The sequence below is a fragment of the Streptomyces sp. NPDC007905 genome, assembly GCF_042959345.1.
In the GTDB taxonomy this organism is placed as follows: domain Bacteria; phylum Actinomycetota; class Actinomycetes; order Streptomycetales; family Streptomycetaceae; genus Streptomyces.
In genome coordinates, this window is sequence record NZ_JBIBKS010000011.1 from 91938 (window position 1) to 114845 (window position 22908).

At 71.0% G+C, this 22908-nt stretch carries 17 protein-coding genes and 1 pseudogene; 5 read left to right on the forward strand and 13 right to left on the reverse strand.

The window, feature by feature from the left end; translation table 11 throughout:
- Positions 1–17 precede the first annotated feature (17 nt).
- The 4 genes from ACFZDC_RS20825 to ACFZDC_RS20840 form a co-directional block, all read right to left on the reverse strand.
- Complete coding sequence (locus ACFZDC_RS20825; RefSeq protein ID WP_391325804.1) at positions 18–2468, reverse strand: [protein-PII] uridylyltransferase; 2451 nt, start codon at positions 2466–2468, stop codon at positions 18–20.
- A gap of 26 nt (positions 2469–2494) precedes the next feature.
- A complete protein-coding gene (locus ACFZDC_RS20830) occupies positions 2495–2833 on the reverse strand; it encodes a P-II family nitrogen regulator (RefSeq protein ID WP_391325806.1) in 339 nt (112 codons plus the stop codon).
- A complete protein-coding gene (locus ACFZDC_RS20835; RefSeq protein ID WP_391325808.1) occupies positions 2830–4173 on the reverse strand; it encodes an ammonium transporter in 1344 nt (447 codons plus the stop codon). The genes ACFZDC_RS20830 and ACFZDC_RS20835 overlap by 4 nt, the downstream gene beginning before the upstream one ends.
- Before the next feature lie 329 nt (positions 4174–4502).
- On the reverse strand, positions 4503–5981 hold the full coding sequence (locus tag ACFZDC_RS20840) for a hypothetical protein (RefSeq protein WP_391325810.1): 1479 nt from the start codon (positions 5979–5981) through the stop codon (positions 4503–4505).
- 457 nt (positions 5982–6438) lie between these two features.
- Here ACFZDC_RS20840 and ACFZDC_RS20845 point away from each other — a divergent pair, with 457 nt between their 5' ends.
- Complete coding sequence (locus tag ACFZDC_RS20845; protein WP_391325812.1) at positions 6439–7095, forward strand: bifunctional DNA primase/polymerase; 657 nt, start codon at positions 6439–6441, stop codon at positions 7093–7095.
- A gap of 93 nt (positions 7096–7188) precedes the next feature.
- Here the strand turns inward: ACFZDC_RS20845 and ftsY are convergent, their stop codons facing one another.
- Positions 7189–8400, reverse strand: coding sequence for a signal recognition particle-docking protein FtsY (gene ftsY / locus ACFZDC_RS20850; protein WP_391325815.1), 1212 nt, complete (start codon positions 8398–8400; stop codon positions 7189–7191).
- A gap of 99 nt (positions 8401–8499) precedes the next feature.
- Between ftsY and ACFZDC_RS20855 the strand changes: the two are divergent.
- Positions 8500–10020: pseudogene (locus ACFZDC_RS20855) on the forward strand (cytosine permease).
- Between the two features lie 157 nt (positions 10021–10177).
- On the forward strand, positions 10178–11149 hold the full coding sequence (locus ACFZDC_RS20860; protein WP_391325817.1) for an LLM class flavin-dependent oxidoreductase: 972 nt from the start codon (positions 10178–10180) through the stop codon (positions 11147–11149).
- 267 nt (positions 11150–11416) lie between these two features.
- Here ACFZDC_RS20860 and ACFZDC_RS20865 read toward each other — a convergent pair whose 3' ends face one another.
- The 4 genes from ACFZDC_RS20865 to ACFZDC_RS20880 all read right to left on the reverse strand — a co-directional run bounded on the left by ACFZDC_RS20865 (position 11417) and on the right by ACFZDC_RS20880 (position 17961).
- On the reverse strand, positions 11417–12835 hold the full coding sequence (locus ACFZDC_RS20865) for a sugar porter family MFS transporter (RefSeq protein ID WP_391325819.1): 1419 nt from the start codon (positions 12833–12835) through the stop codon (positions 11417–11419).
- A 208-nt stretch (positions 12836–13043) separates the two neighbouring features.
- A complete protein-coding gene (locus ACFZDC_RS20870; protein WP_391325821.1) occupies positions 13044–16853 on the reverse strand; it encodes an AAA family ATPase in 3810 nt (1269 codons plus the stop codon).
- A 240-nt stretch (positions 16854–17093) separates the two neighbouring features.
- Positions 17094–17297, reverse strand: a complete 204-nt coding sequence (locus tag ACFZDC_RS20875) for a hypothetical protein (RefSeq protein WP_391325823.1) — start codon at positions 17295–17297, stop codon at positions 17094–17096.
- Between the two features lie 382 nt (positions 17298–17679).
- Positions 17680–17961, reverse strand: a complete 282-nt coding sequence (locus tag ACFZDC_RS20880; protein ID WP_391325825.1) for an acylphosphatase — start codon at positions 17959–17961, stop codon at positions 17680–17682.
- A gap of 180 nt (positions 17962–18141) precedes the next feature.
- On the opposite strand from ACFZDC_RS20880, the gene ACFZDC_RS20885 reads away from it, so the two are divergent.
- Positions 18142–19242: a CAP domain-containing protein gene (locus ACFZDC_RS20885; protein ID WP_391325827.1), complete on the forward strand. Its 1101-nt coding sequence runs from the start codon at positions 18142–18144 to the stop codon at positions 19240–19242.
- An 86-nt stretch (positions 19243–19328) separates the two neighbouring features.
- Here the strand turns inward: ACFZDC_RS20885 and ACFZDC_RS20890 are convergent, their stop codons facing one another.
- Entirely contained in the window at positions 19329–19769 is a 441-nt protein-coding gene (locus tag ACFZDC_RS20890) for a hypothetical protein (RefSeq protein ID WP_391325829.1), read from the reverse strand.
- A 283-nt stretch (positions 19770–20052) separates the two neighbouring features.
- Positions 20053–20637 carry an NAD(P)H-dependent oxidoreductase gene (locus tag ACFZDC_RS20895; RefSeq protein WP_391325831.1) on the reverse strand — a complete coding sequence of 195 codons (585 nt, stop codon included), beginning with the start codon at positions 20635–20637 and terminating at the stop codon, positions 20053–20055.
- Between the two features lie 126 nt (positions 20638–20763).
- Between ACFZDC_RS20895 and ACFZDC_RS20900 the strand changes: the two genes are divergently transcribed.
- The gene (locus tag ACFZDC_RS20900) at positions 20764–21159 is read left to right on the forward strand and encodes a winged helix-turn-helix transcriptional regulator (protein ID WP_391325832.1); all 396 of its coding nucleotides are present in this window, start codon (positions 20764–20766) and stop codon (positions 21157–21159) included.
- Here the strand turns inward: ACFZDC_RS20900 and mutM are convergent.
- The gene (mutM, locus tag ACFZDC_RS20905) at positions 21132–21992 is read right to left on the reverse strand and encodes a bifunctional DNA-formamidopyrimidine glycosylase/DNA-(apurinic or apyrimidinic site) lyase (RefSeq protein WP_391325834.1); all 861 of its coding nucleotides are present in this window, start codon (positions 21990–21992) and stop codon (positions 21132–21134) included. The genes ACFZDC_RS20900 and mutM overlap by 28 nt on opposite strands.
- A gap of 85 nt (positions 21993–22077) precedes the next feature.
- Positions 22078–22902, reverse strand: coding sequence for a ribonuclease III (gene rnc, locus ACFZDC_RS20910; protein ID WP_391325836.1), 825 nt, complete (start codon positions 22900–22902; stop codon positions 22078–22080).
- Positions 22903–22908 lie beyond the last annotated feature (6 nt).

Genomic DNA, 22908 nt, shown 5'->3' on the forward strand with positions numbered 1-22908 from the left:
AACTCACCGGGGCAGGGTCATCCCCGCAGGGTCTCCTCGAGTACCCGCGCCAGCGACGCCGCGTCCTCTCCGGGCAGGGGCGCGCCCGTGCCGGTGGTGACGTAGAAGGCGTCGACGGCGTTGGCACCGAGGGTGCTGACGTGCATGCTGCGCACCCGTACCCCGGCCTTCTCCAGGGCCATTCCGATGCGGAACAGCAGTCCGGGAGCGTCCTGCGTCCGCACCTCGATCACCGTGGCGTGGTGGGAGGCCGCCGGGGCCACCGTCACGCGCGGGGGCGGGGCCGCCCAGCCGCGGCGGCGCGGATAGGCCGCGTCCCGCACGGCGAGGCGGCCGGGGATGTCGAGCGTGCCGTCCAGGGCGCGGACCAGGTCCGCGCGCAGCCGGGCGGCCTGGGGCAGGGAGCCGTACTCGGCGGCGACCCGCCAGTTCAGCAGCAGGACCGAGCCGTCGTCGACGTCGTCGGGCAGGCGCAGGGTCCGTAGCTCGGCCGTGCGGACGGTCAGGCGGTGCACGGCGAGGACGCCGGCGACCGCGGGCAGCACGGCGGGCTGGTCCGGTACGGCGATGACCAGCTCCACGCCGAGCGGCTCGGGCTCGCCGGAGGGCTCCTCCTCCGCGACCGGTTCCGTCTGCGCGCGCAGGGCGAGGACCGGGCTGCCGGTGCGGAAGGCCTCGATGGCGAGACGCTCCTGCTCGGCCGTGGGAGCGGCGGGCTCGGGTTCGTCGAGGTCGTTGCCGGCGAGGACGGCACAGACGCGCCGCACCAGGTCGGCGACGAGGGAGCCGCGCCAGGACGACCAGGCGGCGGGGCCGGTGGCGAGGGCGTCCGCCTCGGTGAGGGCGTGCAGGAGTTCCAGGGTGCTCTGCGTGCCGACGGCCTCGGCTACCGAGCGGACCGTCGCCGGGTCCTCCAGGTCGCGCCGGGTGGCCGTCTCGATCAGCAGCAGATGGTGCCGTACCAGCGTCGACAGCACCGCCACGTCCGTGCGGTCGAAGCCGATGCGCGCGGCGACGTCCCTGGCGATGATCTCGCCGGCGACGGAGTGGTCGCCGGGCCAGCCCTTGCCGATGTCGTGCAGCAGGGCGGAGACGAGGAGCAGGTCCGGGCGGCTGACCCGGCGGGTCAGCTCGGAGGCGCGGACCGCCGTCTCGATCAGGTGCCGGTCCACGGTCCAGATGTGGACGGCGTTGCGCTGCGGGCGGCAGCGGACCCGCTCCCAGTCGGGCAGGAGCCGGCTGATCAGGCCTTCCGCCTCCAGGGCCTCCCAGACGTCGATCGTCGGGCGGCCGGAGCCGAGCAGGGTCACCAGTTGTTCGCGTGCCTCGGCGGGCCAGGGGGTGGGCAGCGGGCGTGCGATGGCGGCCATGCGCCGTACGGCGTGCAGGGAGAGCGGGAGTCCGGCCTGCGCGGCGGCGGCCGCGGCGCGCAAGGGAAGCGCGGGGTCGCGTTCGGGGCGCGCTGCACGGGCGAGCACCACCTCGCCGTCCTGCTCCACCACGCCCTCGGCCAGCGGGGAGCGCTCGGCGGCCGGCTTGCCGCCGCCCAGCATGGCGCGCAGGCGCGGGCGGACGGCCCGCGAGCGCAGCACGCGCCCCACCTCGCGCCAGGTGACGTCACTGGCGTACGAGATCACGCGCGCGGCTTCGTACACCTGCCGCAGCAGGGTGTCGGCGTCCAGCAGGCCCAGCTCGGCCGCCACCTGGTCCTGCTCCTGCAGCGCCAGCCGGTCGGTGGCCCGGCCGGTGGCCAGATGGAGGGCGTCCCTGACGTCGAGCAGGCGCCGGCGGGCGTCCGCGAGGCCTTCGCGCGGGGCGTCGGCCAGCCAGGAGGCGGCCACGGCGCGCAGGGCGGTGGCGTCCCTGAGGCCGCCGCGGGCCTCCTTGAGGTCGGGTTCCAGGAGGTACTGCAGCTCGCCCTGGCGTTCGGCGCGGTCGGCGCAGAGTTCCTGGAGTTGGGGGAGGCGCTTGGGCGCCTGGTTGCGCCAGTCGGCAAGGACGGCGGTGCGCAGGCCGGCGGTGAGGCCGAGGTCGCCGGTGAGGTGACGGGCGTCCAGCAGGCCGAGTTGGACTTTCAGATCCTCTCCGGCCGTCTTGCGGGCCTCCGCCGGGGTGCGGACGGAGTGGTCGAGGGCGAGGCCCAGGTCCCACACGGGGTACCACAGGCGGTCGGCCAGGGCGGCCACCGCGCCGGGGTCGCTCCCGTCGTGAAGCAGCAGGAGGTCCAGGTCGCTGCGCGGGGACAGCTCGCCGCGGCCGTAGCCGCCGACGGCGACGAGCGAGACGCCCGTGAGTCCCCTGGCCGCCGCGGTGAACAGTCCGGCGAGCCAGTCGTCGGTCAGTTCGGCGAGGGCGGCGCGGCGCGGCGGCCCGGACCGCGCCCCCTCGGTGAGGAGGCGCAGCCGGGCCGCCGCGTAGCCGCTGGGTCCCGAGTCATCCGCTTCTTTCCGCACATCCGTACCCGTCACCCAGCGACTCCCGTTCCTTTGTCGTGTCAGAGCGCGTCCGGGCCGCGCTCGCCAGTGCGGACGCGTACGGCCGTCTCGACCGGCAGGGACCAGACCTTGCCGTCACCGATCTTGCCGGTGCGGGCCGCCTTGACGATCACCTCGACGAGCTCCTCGGCGTCGTCGTCCTCGGCCAGCACCTCGATGCGGATCTTGGGGACCAGGTCGACGGTGTACTCGGCACCGCGGTAGACCTCGGTGTGGCCCCGTTGACGACCGTAACCGCTCGCCTCGGTGACCGTCAGCCCGTGAACGCCGAAGGCCTGAAGGGCCTCCTTGATCTCGTCCAGCCGGTGGGGCTTGACGACGGCGGTGATGAGCTTCATGCGTCCACCTTCTTGGTCTGCGTGGCGGCCAGGGCCGGCCCGGCCGCGACGGAGCCCAGGACACCGCCGCCCGCGCCGCTGAAGTCGTATGCGGTCTCGGCGTGCTCTGCCTGGTCGATGCCGGAGATCTCCTCGTCCTCGGAGACCCGCATTCCGATGGTCTTGTCGAGCAGGAAGGCGAGGATCGCGGAGGCGATCAGGGAGTAGGCGAGGACCGCGAAGACACCGGCGCACTGCTTCCACAGCTGCGTGAAGGTGTGGTCGCCGTACAGGACGCCCGTCGCGGTGGACTGGCCCTTGCCGGTGGCGAAGAAGCCGATGAGCAGGGAGCCGATGATTCCGCCGACCATGTGGACGCCGACGACGTCGAGCGAGTCGTCGTAGCCGAACCTGAACTTCAGGCCGACGGCCGCGGCGCAGGCGACACCGGCGATGGCACCGACGGCGATCGCGCCGAGCGGGGAGACCGCGCCACCGGACGGGGTGATCGCGACCAGTCCGGCGACCGCCCCGGAGGCGGCGCCCAGCGTGGTGAACGCGCCGTGCCGGATCTTCTCGTAGGCGAGCCAGGCCAGCATGGCGGCAGCGGTGGCGACCTGCGTGTTGACGAACATCAGCGCGCCGACGCCGTCGTCGTTGCCGAGCCACGAGCCGGCGTTGAAGCCGAACCAGCCGAACCACAGCAGACCTGCGCCGAGCATGACCAGCGGGAGGCTGTGCGGGCGCATCGGATCCCTCTTGAAGCCGACGCGCTTGCCGATGACCAGGATCACGCCGAGGGCGCCGGCACCGGCGTTGATGTGGACCGCCGTACCACCGGCGAAGTCGATCACACCGAGCTTGTAGGCCCAGCCGTCTGCGCCCCAGACCCAGTGGGCGACCGGGACGTAGACGATCGTGGCCCACAGCGCGATGAAGAGCGACCACGCCGAGAACTTGACGCGGTCCGCGAGGGCGCCGCTTATCAGGGCCGGTGTGATGATGGCGAACATCATCTGGAAGACCATGAAGACGAAGATCGGGATGTTGTAGCCGTCCCAGAGCTGCGTCAACCCGATGTTGCTGAGCCCGAACCAGTCGGAGTTCCAGCCGATGAGGCTGTTGTTCGTGCCGAAGGCGAGGGAGAAGCCGTAGAGCACCCACAGGATGGTGACGATGCCCATGCTGATGAAGCTCATCATCAGCATGTTGAGGGTGCTCTTGACGCGGACCATGCCTCCGTAGAAGAAGGCCAGGCCCGGTGTCATGATCAGCACCAGGGCGGAACAGATGAGCATGAAGCCTGTGTTCGCGGATGACAGCTTGGGTGCCTCCGCGGCAAGCGTGATGGCTGGTGCCATCGGCGTCTCCTCGTCGGTTGTACGGCCCCGTGCGGGCGGTGCCTGAGCGGTCCGGTCAGTGAGGGGTGGGCCGGTTATGCGCCATGAGAGTGGCGCAGCGCGGTTTCGGTGGAAGCCCCTCGCTGTTTCGCCGGGGTGACGAAGACGCCCTGTGTGTTACGCGTCGATGAAGTGCGAGATGTTCGGCCGCGGGATCGTTATCGTGGCGCAACCTTCCTCGGAAGGAAGAAACCGGCCGCGGCGGGCCTCTCGATGACCTGGCATGGGGGAGCCGAGTCGGGCAGTTCGGGAGGACCGGCCGCGGCCGGGGCATGCGTGTTCTGCGCGGGTCAGACCGCCTCCGCGGTCTCGGGCAGGTCCACGGCGAGCTGGTCGGTGAGGTCGACCACGGCGGTGAGATCGCCGAAGTCGCGCACGGCCGTGTCGACCGTCTTTCGAATACGAGTGTTCACACGCTCGGAGCGGACCTTCCTGGCGACCCCCATGGCCTGCGAGGCGTACTCCGAGCTGCGCTCGGGCTCGCGCCGGAGCAGGTGCACGGTGGCCATGCCGATCAGGTTCAGCGCGTACGACCGCTGGTGTTCGCCGTCCTTGGCGAACAGCTCCACCGCCCGCTGCATCAGCGGCTCGGCCAGCGACGCGTAAGTGGGGCTGCGGCCGGCGACGTAGGCGAGGTCGCGGAAGGAGTGGGAGTTCTCCCCGTACAGCTCGGCCTCGGAGAAGAAGCGGATCCAGTCGGGGTCCGGCTCGTCCCACTCGTCGGCCTCGGAGAAGGTGTCCTCGGCCATCCGGACCGCCCGCTTGCACTTGCCGGGCTGGCCCATGTTGGCGTAGGCGCGGGCCTCCATCGCATACAGCATGGACTGGGTGCGCGGGCTCGCGCAGTCGCGGCTGCCGTACTGCGCGAGGTGGATCAGCTCCAGGGCGTCGTCGGGCCGGCCGAGGTGGATCATCTGGCGGCTCATGCTGGAGAGGATGTAGGACCCGAGCGGTTTGTCCCCGGCCTCCTTGGCGGCGTGCAGGGCGAGGACGAAGTACTTCTGCGCGGTGGGCTGCAGCCCGACGTCGTACGACATCCAGCCCGCGAGTTCGGCGAGTTCGGCGGCCACCTTGAAGAGCTTGCGGGTGGTGGCCCCGGGCTGGGGTTCCTGAAGGAGGTCGGTGACCTCGTGAAGCTGGCCCACCACCGCCTTGCGGCGCAGGCCACCGCCGCACTGGGCGTCCCACTGCCGGAACATCCGGGTGGTGGACTCCAGCAGGTCGAGTTCGGGCTTGGAGAGCCGGCCGGGCCTGCGGGACTCGAGGAGCGGCTCGGGCTCGGGCGGGACCGGCGAGGACGGGGTCGGCACCAGCCAGCGCTGCATGGGCTCGATCAGGGACGGGCCCGCGGACAGGGCCAGCGAGGTCCCGAGGAAGCCGCGCCGCGCCAGCATCAGATCGCTGCGGGAGAACTCGCTGAGCAGGGCCACCGTCTGCGGGCCCGTCCAGGGAAGGTCGACACCGGTCGCGGAGGGTGACTGGCGAGCGGCCCGCAGGCCGAGGTCCTCGATGGAGACGACACAACCGAAGCGCTCGGAGAACAGCTCGGAGAGGATCCGCGGGATCGGCTCGCGCGGGTTCTCCCCGTCCAGCCAGCGGCGCACCCGCGAGGTGTCGGTGGAGATGTGGTTGGCACCCAACTGGCGTGCCCTGCGGTTCACCTGGCGCGCCAGCTCGCCCTTGGACCAGCCGCTGCGCACGAACCACGAGCCGAGCAGCTCGTTGGGGCGCTTGTCAGCGTTCGTCCCGCCACCGCCGTTGCCGCCCACTGGAACGCCCCCATCCCTGAGACCACTTGTCACCGAATGCGCCAAGCCCTATCAGAATGCCGGTAAATACGGCCTCCCGTCCGCCGGTTCTCACCCTTCGAACGAGATGACGACTTGCCTCCGGCATACCCACGGGTGCATGTGCCTTCAGGCCTCGCACACTCACAGTAATCCGACGATCACCGGTCCAGCCATGGCGATCCCTGAAACGCCACCATTCGCCACCCCTTCGAATGAACTCACGGTGGCCTCCAGACGATTCACTTGACATAGGACGGCCAGAAGTGGGCGGAGTGATGCACCCGGGGGCGCGCGGGCCCCGGTGCGCCACCCGCAGTGCTGCAAAGCGCCGCTTTGTCCTCGCGGGCGTGAGGGAAGTCGGAGCCGTAGTGTCACGTTCCGTTTCCGTCTCACTCCGTGTCGTAACCACCGGCGCGCTGGACCCGTTGGAGGGGGCATGGGCTTCACGATCGGCGGCATTCGCGAGATCCGCTCCGGTACGCGTCGGCGCGGCCGCTCGTCGGAGTGCACCGCCGTCGCCGAGTTCACCGGGCTGTGGGCCTGGGACGTGGTGCCGGGCGCACGGGCCGCGGCGGGTGCCTGCTCCTGCGGGCGCGCGGACTGCCCGGAGCCGGGCGCGCACCCGCTGGACTTCGCACCCCAGGTGCCGGCCGGGGCCACACTGGACGAAGCGGCCAAGGCCTGGGCCGAGTTCCCGGGCGCCTCCGTGATGCTGCCCGTAGGCCGTGCGTTCGACGTCATCGAGGTCGCCGAGCCCGCCGGGCGCCGCGCCCTGGTCCGCCTCGAACGCATGGGACTCCCGCTCGGCCCGGTCACCGCGACCCCGGACGGCCGCGCCCACTTCTTCGTCGCTCCCGGCGCCGCCGCCGAACTCCCCCAGCTGCTCTACCGCATGGGCTGGGACGACCCGACCGCCCTGGACCTGCGCGGCCTCGGCCCGGGTACGTACATCACCGCCCCGCCCTCCGACCGTGGCGGTCTCGGCCCGGTGCGCTGGCTGCGCCCGCCGGCCCTGGACTCGGCGACCCGGCCGCCGGCGGCCCGGCTGCTGCTGGGCACGCTGGCGTATGTGGCGCACCGGTCGCGGGCCTGAGCACCCCCTGAGGCGCCGTACAGGGCGAAGCGCCCGTCCCCGAGCGTGGGGGCGGGCGCTTCCGTGAAGTAGGTGAAGTGACCCGGCGGGTGCTCAGTCACCGATAAGAGCGTCCACGAACGCCTCCGGCTCGAACGGCGCCAGGTCGTCCGCGCCCTCGCCGAGACCGATCAGCTTGACCGGCACGCCCAGGTCCCGCTGGACCGCGACCACGATGCCGCCCTTGGCCGTGCCGTCCAGCTTGGTCAGCACGATGCCGGTGATGTCCACGACCTCGGCGAACACGCGGGCCTGCACCAGGCCGTTCTGACCGGTGGTGGCGTCGAGGACGAGCAGCACCTCGTCCAGCGGCGCGTGCTTCTCCACGACCCGTTTGACCTTGCCCAGCTCGTCCATGAGGCCGGTCTTGGTGTGGAGGCGGCCGGCGGTGTCGATGAGGACGACGTCGACCCCCATCTCCTTGCCCTCCTTGACCGCGTCGAAGGCGACGGAGGCGGGATCACCGGCCTCCGGACCGCGCACGGTATAGGCGCCGACGCGCTCGCCCCAGGTCTGGAGCTGGTCGGCGGCGGCGGCACGGAAGGTGTCGGCGGCACCGAGGACGACGGTGCGGCCGTCGGCCACGAGCACCCGGGCGAGCTTGCCGGTGGTGGTGGTCTTGCCGGTGCCGTTGACGCCGACGACCATCACGATGCCGGGCTTGCGGTCCTCGGGCTCGGTCTTCACCGTGCGATCGACATCGGTGCCGACCAGCTTGAGCAGTTCGTCGCGCAGCAGGCCGCGCAGCTCCTCCGGGGTGCGCGTGCCGAGCACCTTCACGCGCTCGCGCAGCCGCTCGACCAGTTCCTGGGTGGGCTGCACACCGACGTCGGCGGTGAGCAGCGTGTCCTCGATCTCCTCCCAGGTGTCCTCGTCGAGGTGCTCCCGGGACAGCAGTGTGAGCAGGCCCTTGCCCAGGGCGTTCTGCGAGCGGGACAGGCGGGCGCGCAGGCGGACCAGCCGCCCGGCGGTGGGCTCCGGGATCTCGATCTCGGGAGCTTCGAGGCCGGGGCCGACCGGGGGCTCCTCCACGACGACCGGCGCAGGGCCGCCCGGGAGATCCACCTCCTCGATCGTCCGGCGCGGTTCGTCGTGCGGCGTCTCGGCCTCGTCGCCGACGTGCGGCTCGGCCGGGGGCGCGGTGATGTCGGGGGCGGCGGGCGGCGGTGGGGGCAGCTGCTTCTTGCGCCGGCTGCCGACGATGAGCCCGCCGAGCGCGCCGAGCACGACCACGGCGATGACTACAGCAAGGATGACGGTTTCCATAACCCGTCCAGTATCAGCCATGGGTTCCGGCGGGACCCCGCTTGTGGCTTCCCCCGAGGAACAAAGGCCCCTTTGGGGAATGAATCAGATTAAAATACGATGATACCGGCTTTGTCGACGCGCGTAGAGTCCCGACGTCCCGTCCCCCACCCCCTGGGCATTGTCTTCAAGAGCAAGTCAGCCGGGACCGACGGCGCTCTCGAAACCCGTGGCATCGAGCAGGTACCCGATCACGGGCGCACCGGGAGAACCCGGCAGCTGTTCCCGGCCTGGGTCGGCGCCGACGTCAGCGTGCTGCTGCTCACCATGGGCGCGAGCCTGGTGGTGGCGTACCACCTGAACATCTGGCAGGCGCTTGTCGTCGCGGTCGCCGCGCCGATCGTGTCGTACGGTCTGGTCGGGCTGATCGGCATCGCGGGCAAGCGGGGCGGCGCGCCCGGCATGGCACTGTCGCGCGCGGTGTTCGGGCAGCGCGGCAATCTGCTGCCCGGTTCGCCGATCTGGGTCGCCCGCTGGGGCTGGGAGTCGATCAACGCGGTGACCGGCGCCTACGCGATGCTCACCGTCCTGGACATCGTCGGCGGCATCAAGGCGGACGGCGTGCTGGACCCGGTGACGCTGCTGGTCTTCGTCGCCGCCACCTTCGCGATCTCCGGGCTGGGCATCAACGCGGTCCAGAAGTGCAACAGGTACGCGACCTACTTCTTCGGCGCCTTCTCGGTCCTGGTGCCGGCGTACCTCGCCGTGAACACCGGCTGGCCGAAGGTGACCGACCACGGTGCCGGTTCCACGGCCGCGGTGATCACCGGCATCGGCATGATCGCGGCGGGCGGCGTCAGCTGGATCCCTTCGGCGCCGGACTTCACCCGCTATCTGCCGCGCACGGCGTCGTCGAAGGCGATCGTGGGCACGGCGGTGGGCGGCGCCGGGATCGTCGTCCTGCCCATGGTCCTCATGGGTGCGGTGATGGCGGTCTCCACGCCCGACCTTGCCTCGGCCTCCGACACCGTGTCCTTCCTCGGTGAGATCCTGCCGACGTGGATCGCGGTGCCGTACCTGCTGATCGCCCTGATCGGCATGCTGCTGATCAACTCGATGTCCATGTACTCGGCGGGCTTCACCGCGCAGACCCTCGGCTTCAAGGTGCCGCGACACTGGGCGGTCTCGGTCAACGCCGTGATCCCGCTGGTCTTCGGCGGGGTGCTGATGCTGGTGGCGACGAGTTTCAGGGGCTCCTTCATCACCTTCCTCTCCCTGCCGGCGGTGGCCTTCTCCGCCTGGGTCGGCGTTTTCGGCGCGGACATGCTGGGCCGCACCGAGTACGACGGCCGGGCCATGACAGACACCACCCGCACCAGCGCCTACCGGTACCGGGGCGGCTTCTCCCCCGCCGCGGTGGCCTCCTGAGCGACCGGCCCGGTGGCGGGCCTGATGTTCACCACCTCGGACTGGTTCACCGGCCCGCCGGCGAAGAACAACGTCATCGGCGCGTACGGCCTCGGCTGGGTCGCCACGACCGTGATCTCCGGTCTGCTGTACCTGGTCCTGCCGAAGCCGGCGGTGGTGACGTCGGAGCTGACCGCCGAGCCCCCCGGGGAGCCGGCGACCGCCGGCGTCTGACGGCCCTCGGCCGGACCGGCCGCGCTCGGGCACGGCCGCGCTCGCCCGGAGGCAGAGGCAGGCGCACTCAGCCACGCGATGGGCACCGCCCATGGAAATCTGACGCCTCGTCAGCTACCGTCCCCCTCCACCGCATCGCACCGGAGGGGGCCTTCCCATGCCCGTCACGGTCGTACGTTTCAATCTCGTCGAACCCGGGGCCACCCCCGCGTCCCTCGCCGCCCGCTACCGGGGGGCCCTGGAGATGGCCGCGTACGCGGACGAGTGCGGGATCACCGCCGTGCAGACCGAGGAGCACCACGGCGCCGACAACAACTGGCTGCCGTCGCCGTTGGCCTTCGCGGGCGCGGTGTTCGGGGCGACCCGGACCATCGCCGTGACGGTGTCGGCGGCGATCGGCCCGCTGCACGATCCGCTGCGGCTGGCGGAGGAGATCGCGGTGCTGGATCTGCTCAGCGGCGGGCGGCTGGTGACGGTGGCCGGGATCGGCTATCGGCCCGAGGAATACGCCCTGTTCGACGTGGACTGGAAGCGGAGGGGCCGGCTCCAGGACGAACTGCTGGAGACCCTGTTGAAGGCGTGGACGGGCGAGGAGTTCGAGTACCGGGGCCGTAGGGTACGGCTCACCCCGCGCCCGTACACGGACCCGCACCCGCTGCTGCTGGTCGGCGGCTCCTCGAAGGCCGCCGCCCGCCGGGCCGCCCGGCTCGGCCTGCCGTTCTTCCCCAGCGCTCATCTGCCGGAGCTGGAGGCGTACTACAAGGAGCGGCTCACGGAGTACGGCACCGAGGGCTGGACCATGATGCCCGCCGCCGAGACCCCGTTGCTGCACCTCGCCGAGGACCCGGACCGGGCATGGTCCCAGTACGGCGAGCACTTCCTGCACGAGGCCCGGACGTACGCCTCCTGGCAGTCGGGGCAGATCCGCTCGGCCGTGAAGTCGGCGGCCACGACGGTGGCGGAGCTGCGCGCCGAGGGCGTGTACCGGATCCTCACTCCGGAGCAGTGCGTGGCGCTCGGTGCGGACAGTCTCGTCCTGCATCCGCTGGCGGGTGGGATGCCGGTGGCGGAGGGATGGCGGAGCCTGCGGCTGTTCGCGGAGCGGGTGCTTCCGGCACTGGGCGGCTGACCCGCGGCGATATCCGCCGGCCGGGACGGGCGCACCACGTCCGGTCCCCACGCCCTCCAGCGCCAGGACCCGCACCCGGCCGAGTCGTTGCACCCCTCAAGGCACGTCGAACTCGCCGTTCGCTCCCGTTCGACCACATCCACCCACGGACCGGCGCGTACGACACCGCCGCCCCCGGTCCGGGCAGTGGCCGGGCCGGGGGCGGCGGACGGTACGAGGAGAGGGGCAGCGGGGACTTGGCCCTTCTCCCCGAGTTCACGGGGCTGTTCAGCCCATCTCCTCCAGCGCCTTGCCCTTCGTCTCCTTGACGAACTTCAGGACGAACGGGATGGAGAGCGCGGCGAAGACCGTGTAGATCACGTAAGTGCCGGACAGGTTCCAGTCGGCCAGCGACGGGAAGCTCGCGGTGATGGCCCAGTTGGCGATCCACTGCGCGGCGGCGGCCACGCCCAGGGCGGCGGCGCGGATCCTGTTCGGGAACATCTCACCGAGGAAGACCCAGACGACCACACCCCAGGACAGGGCGAAGAAGAGGACGAACACGTGGGCGGCGACCAGGGCGACCCAGCCCTGGGTGGCGGGCAGCTTGCCGCCGACGAGGTCGTAGGAGAACGCCCAGGCCTCCAGCGCGAGGCCGACTGCCATGCCGACCGAGCCGATGAGCGCGAGCGGCCTGCGGCCGACGCGGTCCACGAAGATCATCGCGATCACGGTGCCGACGATGTTGATGATCGACGTCGTGAAGGAGTAGAAGAACGAGTCCGTCGGGTCGACGCCGACCGACTGCCACAGCGTCGATGAGTAGTAGAACGCGACGTTGATGCCGACGAACTGCTGGAAGACGGACAGGCCGATACCGATCCAGACGATCGGCTTGAAGAAGAAGCCGCCACCGAGCAGGTCCTTGAAGGTGGATTTGTGCTCGCTCTTCATCGCATGCTCGATCTCGGCGACGCGGGCGTTCAGGTCCACGTCCTTGCCCTCGACCTCGGCGAGGATCGCGCGGGCGCGGTCATCCTTGCCCACGGAGATCAGGAAGCGCGGGGACTCGGGGATCGCGAAGGAGAGCAGCCCGTACAGGACGGCCGGGACGACCATCACACCGAGCATGACCTGCCAGGCCTCCAGGCCCATCAGCTTGCCGCGCTGGTCGCCGCCGGCGGCGTTCAGCAGGCCCCAGTTGACCAGCTGCGAGATGGCGATGCCGACGACGATCGCCGCCTGCTGGAAGGAGCCGAGGCGGCCACGGTAGGCGGGCGGGGCGACCTCGGCGATGTAGGCCGGGCCGATGACGGAGGCCATGCCGATGGCGAAGCCGCCGACGATGCGCCAGAAGGCGAAGTCCCACAGGGAGAAGGGCAGCGCGGAGCCGACGGCACTGACGACGAAGAGGAGCGCGGCGATCTGCATGACGCGGATGCGGCCGATCCGGTCGGCTATGCGGCCGGCGGTCGCGGCACCGATGGCACAGCCGATCAGGGCGACGGCGATGACCTGGGCAAGGGCCGCGGAACCGATGTCGTAGCGGTCGCGGATGGCCTCGACGGCCCCGTTGATCACGGAGCTGTCGTAGCCGAAGAGGAAGCCGCCCATGGCGGCCGCCGCCGCGATGAAGATGACGTGCCCGAGATGTTCGGGGTGAGCCGTCCTGGTTCCTGACTGAGGTGCCTGCGCTGTGCTGGTCACGAAAAAACTCCTCGGGCCGCGGCGACGCTGCCGGGTGGGGGGTGAGCCCTTCAACCTGAAGGTAAAAACAACGTTGCAGAGACTATGCCTTCAAGTTTCGAAGTCAATAGCTCAAGTGATGTGACTTTTTAGCGAACGATGCGCACGCTGGGTTCAAGAAGTGAAGTAACGGGAACCGCAGGTGGCGACGGGTGCAGACTGCGCGGATCTAGCGGAGGCGCTGGGAGATGACCTTCGACACACCGTCGCCCTGCATGGAGACGCCGTAGAGCGCGTCGGCGACCTCCATCGTGCGCTTCTGGTGCGTGATCACGATCAGCTGCGAGGCCTCCTGCAGCTCCTGCATGATCCGGATCAGCCGCTGGAGGTTGGTGTCGTCCAGCGCCGCCTCGACCTCGTCCATGACGTAGAACGGGCTCGGCCGGGCCTTGAAGATCGACACCAGCAGCGCCACCGCGGTCAGTGACCGCTCGCCGCCCGACAGCAGGGAGAGCCGCTTGACCTTCTTGCCCGGCGGCCGGGCCTCCACGTCCACGCCCGTGGTGAGCATGTTGTCGGGGTCGGTCAGCACCAGGCGGCCCTCGCCGCCGGGGAAGAGGCGGCTGAAGACACCCTCGAACTGCCGGGCCGTGTCCCGGTAGGCCTCGGTGAAGACCTGCTCGACGCGCTCGTCCACCTCCTTCACCACCTGGAGCAGGTCGGCACGGGTCTTCTTCAGGTCCTCCAGCTGCTCACTGAGGAACTGGTGCCGCTCCTCCAGCGCCGCGAACTCCTCCAGCGCCAGCGGGTTGACCTTGCCCAGCTGCTGGTACGCCCGCTCGGCGGCCTTGAGCCGCTTCTCCTGCTCGGCCCGCACGAAGGGCCTGGGCTGGTTGCGCGGGTGCTCGGGGTCGTCGGGCAGCTCCTCGCCCTCGGCGGGGGGCGAGGGCGGCACGAGCTGGTGCGGACCGTACTCCGACACGAGCCCCGCCGGTTCGACACCCAACTCCTCCAGCGCCCTGGTCTCCAGCTGCTCGATCCGCAGCCGCTTCTCGGCGCCGAGTACCTCGCCCCGGTGAACTGAATCCGTCAACTTGTCGAGTTCGGCCTTGAGTTCGCGTCCCGCGTTCCGGGCGGCGGCCAGCTCCCGCTCCCGCAGGGCCTTGGCCGCCTCGGCGGCGGCCCGCTCCTGCTCGGCCCGGCCCAGGGACACCTCGACATGTGCGAGCAGCTGCCGGGCGCCGGAGGCGACGGCCTCGGCCACGGCGGCCTCGTGCCGCAGCCGGACCCGCCGCTGTTCGGCACGCGCGCGTGCCTCGCGCTCGGCGCGGGCTGCCCGGTCCAGGGAGTCGGCGCGACCGGCGAGCCCCTTGACCCGCTCCTCGTGCGTACGCACTTGCAGCCGGGCCTCCATCTCGGTCTGCCGCGCGTTGGCGCCGTCGGCGGCGAGCCGGTCCCGCACCGAGGTGTCCGGCTCCTCCTCGACCGGCATCTCCTCGGCCACGGCCAGCCGTTCGGCCAGTTCCTCGGCCTCCTGTACGGCCTTCTCCAGCGCTTCCTGCGCGCGTGCGGCCGCCGCGGCCGACCGCTCGGCCTCCCCGGCCGCCCCCCGCGCCTGCCCGGCGAGCCGGCCGAGCTGCTGGGCCACGGCGGACTTCTCCCGGTCGGCGGTCCGGCGCCGCTCCCCCAGCTCCTCCACGAGCGCGGCGGTTTCCCCGCGCCGCTCGGCAGCGGCCCGCTGCGCCTCGGACAGCTCCGCGCAACCCACCGCCAACTCGGCCAGCTCGGCGGCGGCCTCGTCCACGGAGGCCTGCACCTCCAGCAGACTGGGCGCCCCGGCCGACCCGCCGTGCGCGAAGTGCGCCCCGAGCAGGTCGCCCTCGGCGGTCACGGCCGTCAGCTCGGGGTGGGCATAGACCAGGTCCTCGGCGTCTTCGAGGGTCCCTACGACGACGATCCCGCGCAGCAGCCGGCGTACGGCAGGCATGAGTTCGGCGGGCCCACGGACGAGGTCGGCGGCGAAGGGCGCTCCGCCGGCACGGTTGTCCCGACGAACTCCGCCGGGGCCGGCCACCGTCCCGGCCGCCCCCGCGCCCACGGCTCCTTCGCCACCCGCCTCCGCCGGACCTCCGGCAGCACCCGAGGCAGCACGCACGCCGCCGCAGTCGGCCACCCCCGACGGCCCCAGGCCACCGGCGGCGCCCGGGGAAGTGCTCGTGCCGCCCGGTAGGGAGGTCGCACCGGCGGCAGCGGGTCCGTTCGTCCCGCCGTTCGCCGTCGCGGGGGCGCCGGTGCCGTCCGCGGGATCCGCATGCTCCGGGGCCAGTGACAGCAGCAGTGCCGCGCGCCCCCCGTCCTGCTTGCGCAGGAGTCTGATCGCCTCGGCCGCCGATGCCGGGGTCGTCACGGCGATCGCGTCCGCTGCCGCGCCGAAGGCGGCGGCCAGCGGGACCTCGTAGCCCGGGGTCACCGTGAGCAGCTCCGCCGCCGGGCCGAGGACTCCGGTGAGCCGGTCGCGGGCGCCGAGCAGTATTCCGGTGCCGTCCTTGCGCCTGAGGCCCAGCGCCAGCGCCTCGTGGCGGGCCTGGGTCGCGGCGCGTCTGCGTTCGGCCGCGGTGACCGCCTCTCGGGCCTCGCTCAGCACGGACTCGGCCTCGGCGAGCTGCCGCTTGGCAGCCTCGTGCTGGCCGGCCAGCTCCACATCGCCGGCGTCGAGGCCGTCGACCTCGGTCTTCAGGGCCTCGTACTCCTCCTGGGCCCGGACGGCGCGCTCCTGAGCCTCGTCACGGGCGGCGGCCAGCCGGTCGATCTCGGCCTGGGCGGAGGCGGCGCGCGAACGCGCCGCGTTGACCTGCCCGGAGAGGCGGGCCAGCCCTTCGCGCCGGTCGGCGATGGCGCGGGCGACGTCCTTCAGCCGGCGTTCCTCGACCGCCAGCTCGCGCTCCAGCTCGGCGCGGTGGGCGACCGTGTCGTCGAGCGCCCGCTGAGCCGCCTCCAGAGCCGCCTCCAGCTCGGCCTCCTGCTCGCGGATGCGGGCGGCCTCGCGTTCCATGTCCTCGGGATCACGGCCGCGCCGCTCCTCGGGGGGCGCGGAGGTGGCACTCCTCACCCGGGCGTCCGCCAGCGAGACGGTGCCGCGCACGCGTTCGGCCAGCTGGGACAGCTCGTACCAGGTCTGCTGCGCCCGCTGGAGGCGTGGTGTGAGCTGCCGTACCTCGTCCTCCAGCAGGGCCTCCCGCTGCAGCGCCTTCTTCAGCTCCTGCTCGGCGGCTTCCCTGCGCTCCTTCAGGGCCGCCTCGTCGGCGATCTCGGCCTTCAGCGCCTCGCGCAGTCGTACGAGGTCGTCGGCGAGCAGCCTCAGGCGGGCATCGCGGAGATCCGCCTGGATGACGGCGGCCCGACGCGCGACCGCCGCCTGGCGGCCGAGCGGCTTCAGCTGGCGTCGCAGCTCGTCGGTGAGGTCCTGCACGCGCGCGAGGTTGGCCTGCATCGCGTCCAGCTTGCGCAGCGCCTTCTCCTTGCGCTTGCGGTGCTTCAGCACGCCGGCGGCCTCTTCGATGAAGGCCCTGCGGCCCATCGGATCCGCGTGCAGCACGGAGTCGAGCTGGCCCTGGCCGACGATGACGTGCATCTCGCGGCCGATGCCCGAGTCGGAGAGCAGTTCCTGGATGTCCAGCAGACGGCAGGTGTCGCCGTTGATCTGGTACTCGCTGCCGCCGTTGCGGAACATGATCCGCGTGATGGTGACCTCGGCGTACTCGATGGGCAGCGCCCCGTCGGAGTTGTCGATGGTCAGGGACACCTCGGCGCGGCCCAGTGGCGGACGCCCCGTGGTGCCGGCGAAGATGACGTCCTCCATCTTGCCGCCGCGCAGCGACTTGGCGCCCTGCTCGCCCATGACCCAGCTGAGCGCGTCCACGACGTTGGACTTGCCCGAGCCGTTCGGGCCGACGACGCACGTGATCCCGGGTTCGAACCGGAGTGTGGTCGCGGAAGCGAACGACTTGAACCCGCGGAGGGTCAGGGCCTTGAGGTGCACGGCGCTGGACTCTACCTGCCGCCGCTACCTCACTCCACGAACACTCGCAACCCCACGGTTTCGCCGTTGAACATGCAGGGCACACCAGACGTTAAGACAGTGAAAGGATGCGGGGGAAAGAAAGAAGGGACGCCGAAGCGTCCCTTGCAACTCTGGCAACCGGGTTGCAGTTGCCTGACACTGTGCGGTTGATACGGGCGGCCCAACCACTGCGTGTGCTGTCGTGCAGCGATGCAGCGATCAGGTGAGCGCAGGCTCCGCCTGGTGTGCGTCGATGCTCTCCATGATCCTGTCGTGAGAAGCGGCAGCCGACAGCGCCTCGTTCTCCGCCTGGATCCGTACGAGCTCGGATTCCAGGTCCTGTACGCGCTGCTGCAGCCGTCGCATCTCGGCGAGGAGTCGCGGGTCGGAGCCGCCGACGTAACCGAGAAGCGCCTTTGCCATGATGGATGGTCCTCCACACTGAGTGACCGACCGATGCGGTGCGGGTCGTGAGGGATTCGCACCCGCGGTGCTTGACACACTCGAGTGTTGCTCTGCCGTTCTTACATGCCAAACAGCTAAGGTGCGCGGGGCTTTCAGCGTCTCACCAAAAAGTTTGACGGTCAACACGATCACGCCCTGCATTGGGGGGCAAACGCGGCGCGCGCAGCCGGCGAGCGGCGGCGCTGCGGCTCCTGCGGGGCCCTCAGGGCGTGACGATCAGCTGTACCTGCGGAGCCTGCCACGCCGCGCTCTCCTTGGCAACCACCAGCTCATTTCTGCGTCAGGCATGTGCCCCGGGCAACTGGCGGGCGGCCGGCCTGCGGGGCTTTACAGAATCGGTTCAGCGGATGGCAAAGCCGTCGTAGCCGCCGCGGGGTGTGTCCCAGATCTCGGTGACACCGTCTACCCGCCCGGGCGTGTCGCCGCCCTGGAGCCAGTCCAGGAGTCCCTCGCAGCCGTCGCGCGCCCCCTCCACGACGACCTGGACGCGGCCGTCCCCCAAATTGAGAGCAAAACCACTCAGGCCGCCGATCTCCAGCGCCTTGGCCCGCGTGAACCAGCGGAAACCCACACCTTGGACGCGTCCCCGCACCCAGGCGACCAGTCGAACATCCTCGCTCATGGCTGCAACCTAACCGGCCGATGTCGCTCGGAACGCTTCCTCCCTCTGCGGCATGGGGTACCGTCCGGACCCAATGAATCTCATATGAAACTCACTCGATCGAGTGAGTTGGGTTGGCCAGAAGGAGTCACCGCCACCAGGGGACCGGGTCGACCGCGAGACGAGGAAGAGGGCAAGGACATGGGACGCCACCGACGCTCCGCCGCCGGCCGCGCCGCCAAGGGCCGCGCCACGGAGGTCACGCACACGTTCCACTCGGTCACGGGCGGCGAGAACCCGCAGGACTCGTACGCGGGTGGCCGCGCCCCCAGGGGCATCGCGCCGTATCTGAACCCGGAGGCGTACGCCGAGGCCAACGCCAGGAGCACGGCCTACCTGTACGCCGTCGAGGACATGCAGTCGCCGGCCGGCTCCGACTGGGGCGGCTTCGCCCCCGCCGATGGCTCCTCGCGTGACCACCGGCGCAGGAAAAAGCCCGCGAGGCCGGTGCGCACGGGTCTGCTCGGGGTCTCCGCCGCCGTCGCCCTCGGCACGGCCGCCGTGGCCACGGGTGTGGTGCCCGGCCTGCAGAACTACCAGCTCGGCGGCGCCACGCACACCACCGGCGGCGACCAGGTGCAGGCCGCGGCCTCCCCGAGCAACACGGCCACCGAGCAGGGCGGCACCTCGGGCAGCGCGGACACCCCGGCCGGTGGCTCGTCCACGAGCGGCGGCACCCGGCACTCGACCACGCCGACCACGGCCCCCTCTGCCTCCCCCGCTCCCACCCCGACGAGGACGCCGTCGAAGAAGCCGACGAAGAAGCCGGCGCCGGCCGCCACGGCCGCCAGGCCGAAGACCCCGCCGTCGCGCACGGCGCCCAAGGCGCCGGCGGCGACCTCCTCGCCCGTGACGGTGTCGCGGGAGGCCGCCGCCGAGGCGGAGGTGCTGAAGCTCGTCAACGAGGAGCGGCAGAAGGTCGGGTGCAGCGCGCTGTCGGCGAACTCCTCGCTGACCGAGCTGGCCAAGACCTTCAGCGGCGACATGGCCGCACGGGACTTCTTCGACCACACCGACCCGGACGGGGCCACCCCGTGGGACCGGGCCGCGAAGGCGGGCATAGCCGACCTCGGCGGTGAGAACATAGCCCGCGGCCAGGCCGACGCCGCGGCCGTGATGGCGGCCTGGATGAACAGCCCCGGCCACCGCGCCAACATACTGAACTGCGACTTCCAGACCCTGGGAGTCGGCGTGCACTTCGGCTCCGGCGGCCCCTGGTGGACGCAGGACTTCGGTTATTGAGACCACCGCAGGTCAGCGGGCCGGACGCCCTCGTGCGGCGGGTCCGGGCCATCGCCGTGGCGTCGGTCCGGGCCATCGCCGTGGCGTCAGACCTCGGAGGGCGGTGTGTCCTGGAGCGGGATGGCGCCTTCGGGCTGCGCCACGCACAGGGCCCAGATGACGACCCCCGAGAACGCGATCATCAGGGTGGACCACACGGGGGAGTACGGCAGGGAGAGGAAGTTGGCGATGATGATCAGTCCGGCGATGACGATGCCGGAGATCCGCGCCCACTTCGCCGTCTGGAACAGCCCCATGCCCACCACCACGGCGACGGCACCGAGAATCAGGGTGACCCAGCCCCAGCCGGTCAGGTCGAACTGGAAGACGTAGCCGTTCGTCACGAGGAACACGTTGTCCTGGGCGATCCCCATGATGCCGCGGAAGATGTCGATCACTCCGGCGACCAACAGCATGACAGCGGCGAACAGCGTCAGTCCGCCGGCCCACTGCATCTTCCGGGCCTGTGTGGTGTGTGCTGTGGTCATCTCTCGACCTCGATTGATTTCGTCCGACGATCAGCGGAAGTCAGCTCACGAGACATTGCGCCCTCCTGTCATGACCATCGTGCGCCCCCGAGTCCCGGTAGGCCATTCGAGAGAATCCGCACGGCGACCGGCTCCACGGCCCCGCGTCCCGCAGCGCCGAGGCAGAGCGAAACAGTTTCACGTCGCATAGGACGCGGGAATGCGCGCGGCCCCAGGGAGCTGTCCCTGGGGCCGCTTCGGGTCGGCTTCCGTTATTGACGCACCTCGTCGGCCACTGAGCCCGTCACGCGGCCGCGCGCCCGCGGGCGAACAGTCGCGCCGTGTCCGTCACCCGGCGCCCCAGGTGCTCGGCAGTCGCTATGTCGGCCTTGTGGACGGCCTCCGGGCCCTCGTCCACGTTGGTCTGGGCGGCCGCGCCCGCGAAGACGCCGAGGCGGTTGAGGTCGTGCTCGGAGCCCTCGGTGTTGTTCCAGCCGGGGTGCAGGCCGAGGTTGACCCAGTGCATGCCGTGCTGGCCGGCGAGGATCTGGAAGAACTGCAGCGTGTGCAGCTTGTCGCCGCTCTTGGAACCGGAGTTGGTGAAACCGGCCGCCAGCTTGTCCTTCCAGTCCTGCCCGAACCAGCGCTTGGAGGACGCCTCGGCGAAGACGTGGAACGCGCCGGACGCGGTGCCCATGTAGGTGGGCGAGCCGAAGACGATCGCGTCGGAGCGGTCGAGCGTCTCCCACTGCTCGTCGGTGATCTCGTCGACCTTGATCAGGTGCACCTCGGCACCGGCCTCGACGGCACCGGCGCGGACGGCCTCGGCGAGCACGGCGGTGTGGCCGTAACCGGAGTGGTAGGCGATGGACACGACAGGGGTGGTCACGATGGTGCTCCTTGAATGCGCGGTAACGGCCCGAGCGGGCAGCTCAAAGTCAGTGACCAAAGGAAAGCACTAACTTGTGGTTAGTGCAACCTGCCGGTTAGCGCTGCGCTCGCGTACGCTTGCTCCATGACCGGCATCACCCAGGAGCAGGACGACCTCGCGTACAACGTGTTCGCCAAGACCTGCCCGTCGCGCCACACGCTGGAGCACGTCACGGGCCGCTGGGGCGGACTGACGCTCGGCGCGCTGTACGAGGGCTCGCTGCGCTTCAACGAGCTGCGCCGCCGCGTCGACGGGGTGAGCGAGAAGATGCTGTCCCAGACCCTGCAGGCGCTGGAGCGCGACGGTCTGGTGCACCGCGAGGCACAGCCGACCAACCCGCCCCGCGTGGACTATGAGCTGACCCCGCTCGGCCGCGAGGTCGCCGATCGGCTGCTCGCCCTCATCCACTGTGTGGAGGGCTCGATGGACGACGTCCTCGCCGCCCGCGCCCGTTACGACGAGACGCGCGGCGGCCTCTGACACTTCGGGCAGAAGTAGCTGGATCGGTTCATCCAGGAGCGGCGTCGTATGGGGGTTCCGCACCGTTTGCACGGCAGGCCTTCGCGGCCGTACGCGTCCAGCGACCGGTCGAAGTAGCCCGACTCGCCGTTGACGTTGACGTACAGGCTGTCGAAGCTGGTACCGCCGACGGCGAGGGCCGCGTTCATCACGTCCCGGACGTGGCCGAGGAGCCCGGCGGTGACCGGCCGGGTGAAGTTCGCCGTCGGGCGCTCGTAGTGGATGCGGGCACGCCACAGGGCCTCGTCCGCGTAGATGTTGCCGACCCCGCTGATCAGCGACTGGTCCAGCAGGGCCCGCTTGATGGTGGTCCGCTTGCGGCGCAGGGCCAGATGGAAGTCCTCGTCGTCGAACAGGGGGTCGAGCGGGTCGCGGGCGATGTGCGCGATGACGTCGGGCAGGCCCTCGGGGGTGTTGTCGTGCAGCGACAGACCACCGAAGGTGCGCTGGTCCACGAAGCGCAGCTCGGTGCCCAGACCGTCGGCGAACCGGACCCGGATGCGCAGATGCTTCTCGTCCGGCGCCTCGTGCGGCTGCACCAGCAGCTGGCCACTCATGCCGAGGTGGGCGAGGACCGACTGGTTCGTCTCCTCCAGCGGCAGCCACAGGTACTTGCCGCGCCGGCTGGGCCTGCCGACGTGGTGGCCCTTGAGGCGGTGCGCGAAGTCGTCGGCGCCCGCGACGTGCCGGCGCACGGCACGCGGGTGCAGCACGTCGACGTCGGCGACGGTGCGGTGGGCGACCCACCGCTCCAGACCGCGCCGGACGACCTCGACCTCGGGCAACTCGGGCATCGACAACCCCCGTACGGACCGGTGGGACGAACCGAGCGCCCGTCCGGAGTACAGGCTCCGGGCGGGCGCTCGGGTGGTGCTTCGCTCAGGCGGACGCGGACGACGTGTCGTCCCTGACGGCCTCGTCGGCCGCCTTGGCGCGCTCGTCCGCAGCGGCCCGGATGGACCGCCAGGCGGACTCGGCGGCCTGCTGCTCCGCCTCCTTCTTGCTGCGGCCAGTGCCGGTGCCGTACGAGACGCCCCCGACGCGGGCGGCAGCAGTGAAGATCTTCTCGTGGTCGGGTCCGGTCTCCGTGACCAGGTACTCGGGCACGCCGAGCCCCTCGATCGCGGTCAGCTCCTGGAGACTGGTCTTCCAGTCCAGGCCGGCTCCGAGGCTCGAGGACTTCTCGATCAGCGGATCGAACAGGCGGTGCACCAGTTCGGAGGCCGCGTCGAGGCCCTGGTCGAGATAGACCGCGCCGATCACCGCTTCGAGGGTGTCGGCAAGGATGGACGCCTTGTCCCGGCCGCCCGTGCCCTCTTCACCACGGCCGAGCCGGATGAAGGCGCCCAGGTCGAGGCCGCGGCCCACTTCCGCCAGCGCCCGCGAGTTGACCACCGCGGCCCGCAGCTTGGCCAGCTGGCCCTCGGGCAGGTCGGGGTGGGTGCGGTACAGCGTGTCCGTGACGACGAGACCGAGCACGGAGTCCCCGAGGAACTCCAGCCGCTCGTTCGTCGGCAGACCGCCGTTCTCGTAGGCGTAGGAACGGTGGGTCAGCGCACGCACCAGAAGGGCGGGCTCGAGCTGGTAGCCGAGCCGCCCTTCCAGAAGCGTGTGGGACGAGGCCGTGTTGTCCGCCTTCTTCTTGGCGGGTGCGTCCGCCTTGGCGTCTTCCGCCTTCTTGGGACTGGACACAGTGCCTCTCACCGGCCC

What these genes read in the sequence shown, in the direction of transcription:
- ACFZDC_RS20830 (WP_391325806.1), bottom strand. Translation starts at nt 2,833, where the DNA reads ATGAAGCTCATCACCGCCGTCGTCAAGCCCCACCGGCTGGACGAGATC.
- ACFZDC_RS20835 (WP_391325808.1), bottom strand. Translation starts at nt 4,173, where the DNA reads ATGGCACCAGCCATCACGCTTGCCGCGGAGGCACCCAAGCTGTCATCC.
- ACFZDC_RS20845 (WP_391325812.1), top strand. Translation starts at nt 6,439, where the DNA reads ATGGGCTTCACGATCGGCGGCATTCGCGAGATCCGCTCCGGTACGCGT.
- ftsY (WP_391325815.1), bottom strand. Translation starts at nt 8,400, where the DNA reads ATGGAAACCGTCATCCTTGCTGTAGTCATCGCCGTGGTCGTGCTCGGC.
- ACFZDC_RS20860 (WP_391325817.1), top strand. Translation starts at nt 10,178, where the DNA reads ATGCCCGTCACGGTCGTACGTTTCAATCTCGTCGAACCCGGGGCCACC.
- ACFZDC_RS20875 (WP_391325823.1), bottom strand. Translation starts at nt 17,297, where the DNA reads ATGGCAAAGGCGCTTCTCGGTTACGTCGGCGGCTCCGACCCGCGACTC.
- ACFZDC_RS20880 (WP_391325825.1), bottom strand. Translation starts at nt 17,961, where the DNA reads ATGAGCGAGGATGTTCGACTGGTCGCCTGGGTGCGGGGACGCGTCCAA.
- ACFZDC_RS20885 (WP_391325827.1), top strand. Translation starts at nt 18,142, where the DNA reads ATGGGACGCCACCGACGCTCCGCCGCCGGCCGCGCCGCCAAGGGCCGC.
- ACFZDC_RS20890 (WP_391325829.1), bottom strand. Translation starts at nt 19,769, where the DNA reads ATGACCACAGCACACACCACACAGGCCCGGAAGATGCAGTGGGCCGGC.
- ACFZDC_RS20900 (WP_391325832.1), top strand. Translation starts at nt 20,764, where the DNA reads ATGACCGGCATCACCCAGGAGCAGGACGACCTCGCGTACAACGTGTTC.
- mutM (WP_391325834.1), bottom strand. Translation starts at nt 21,992, where the DNA reads ATGCCCGAGTTGCCCGAGGTCGAGGTCGTCCGGCGCGGTCTGGAGCGG.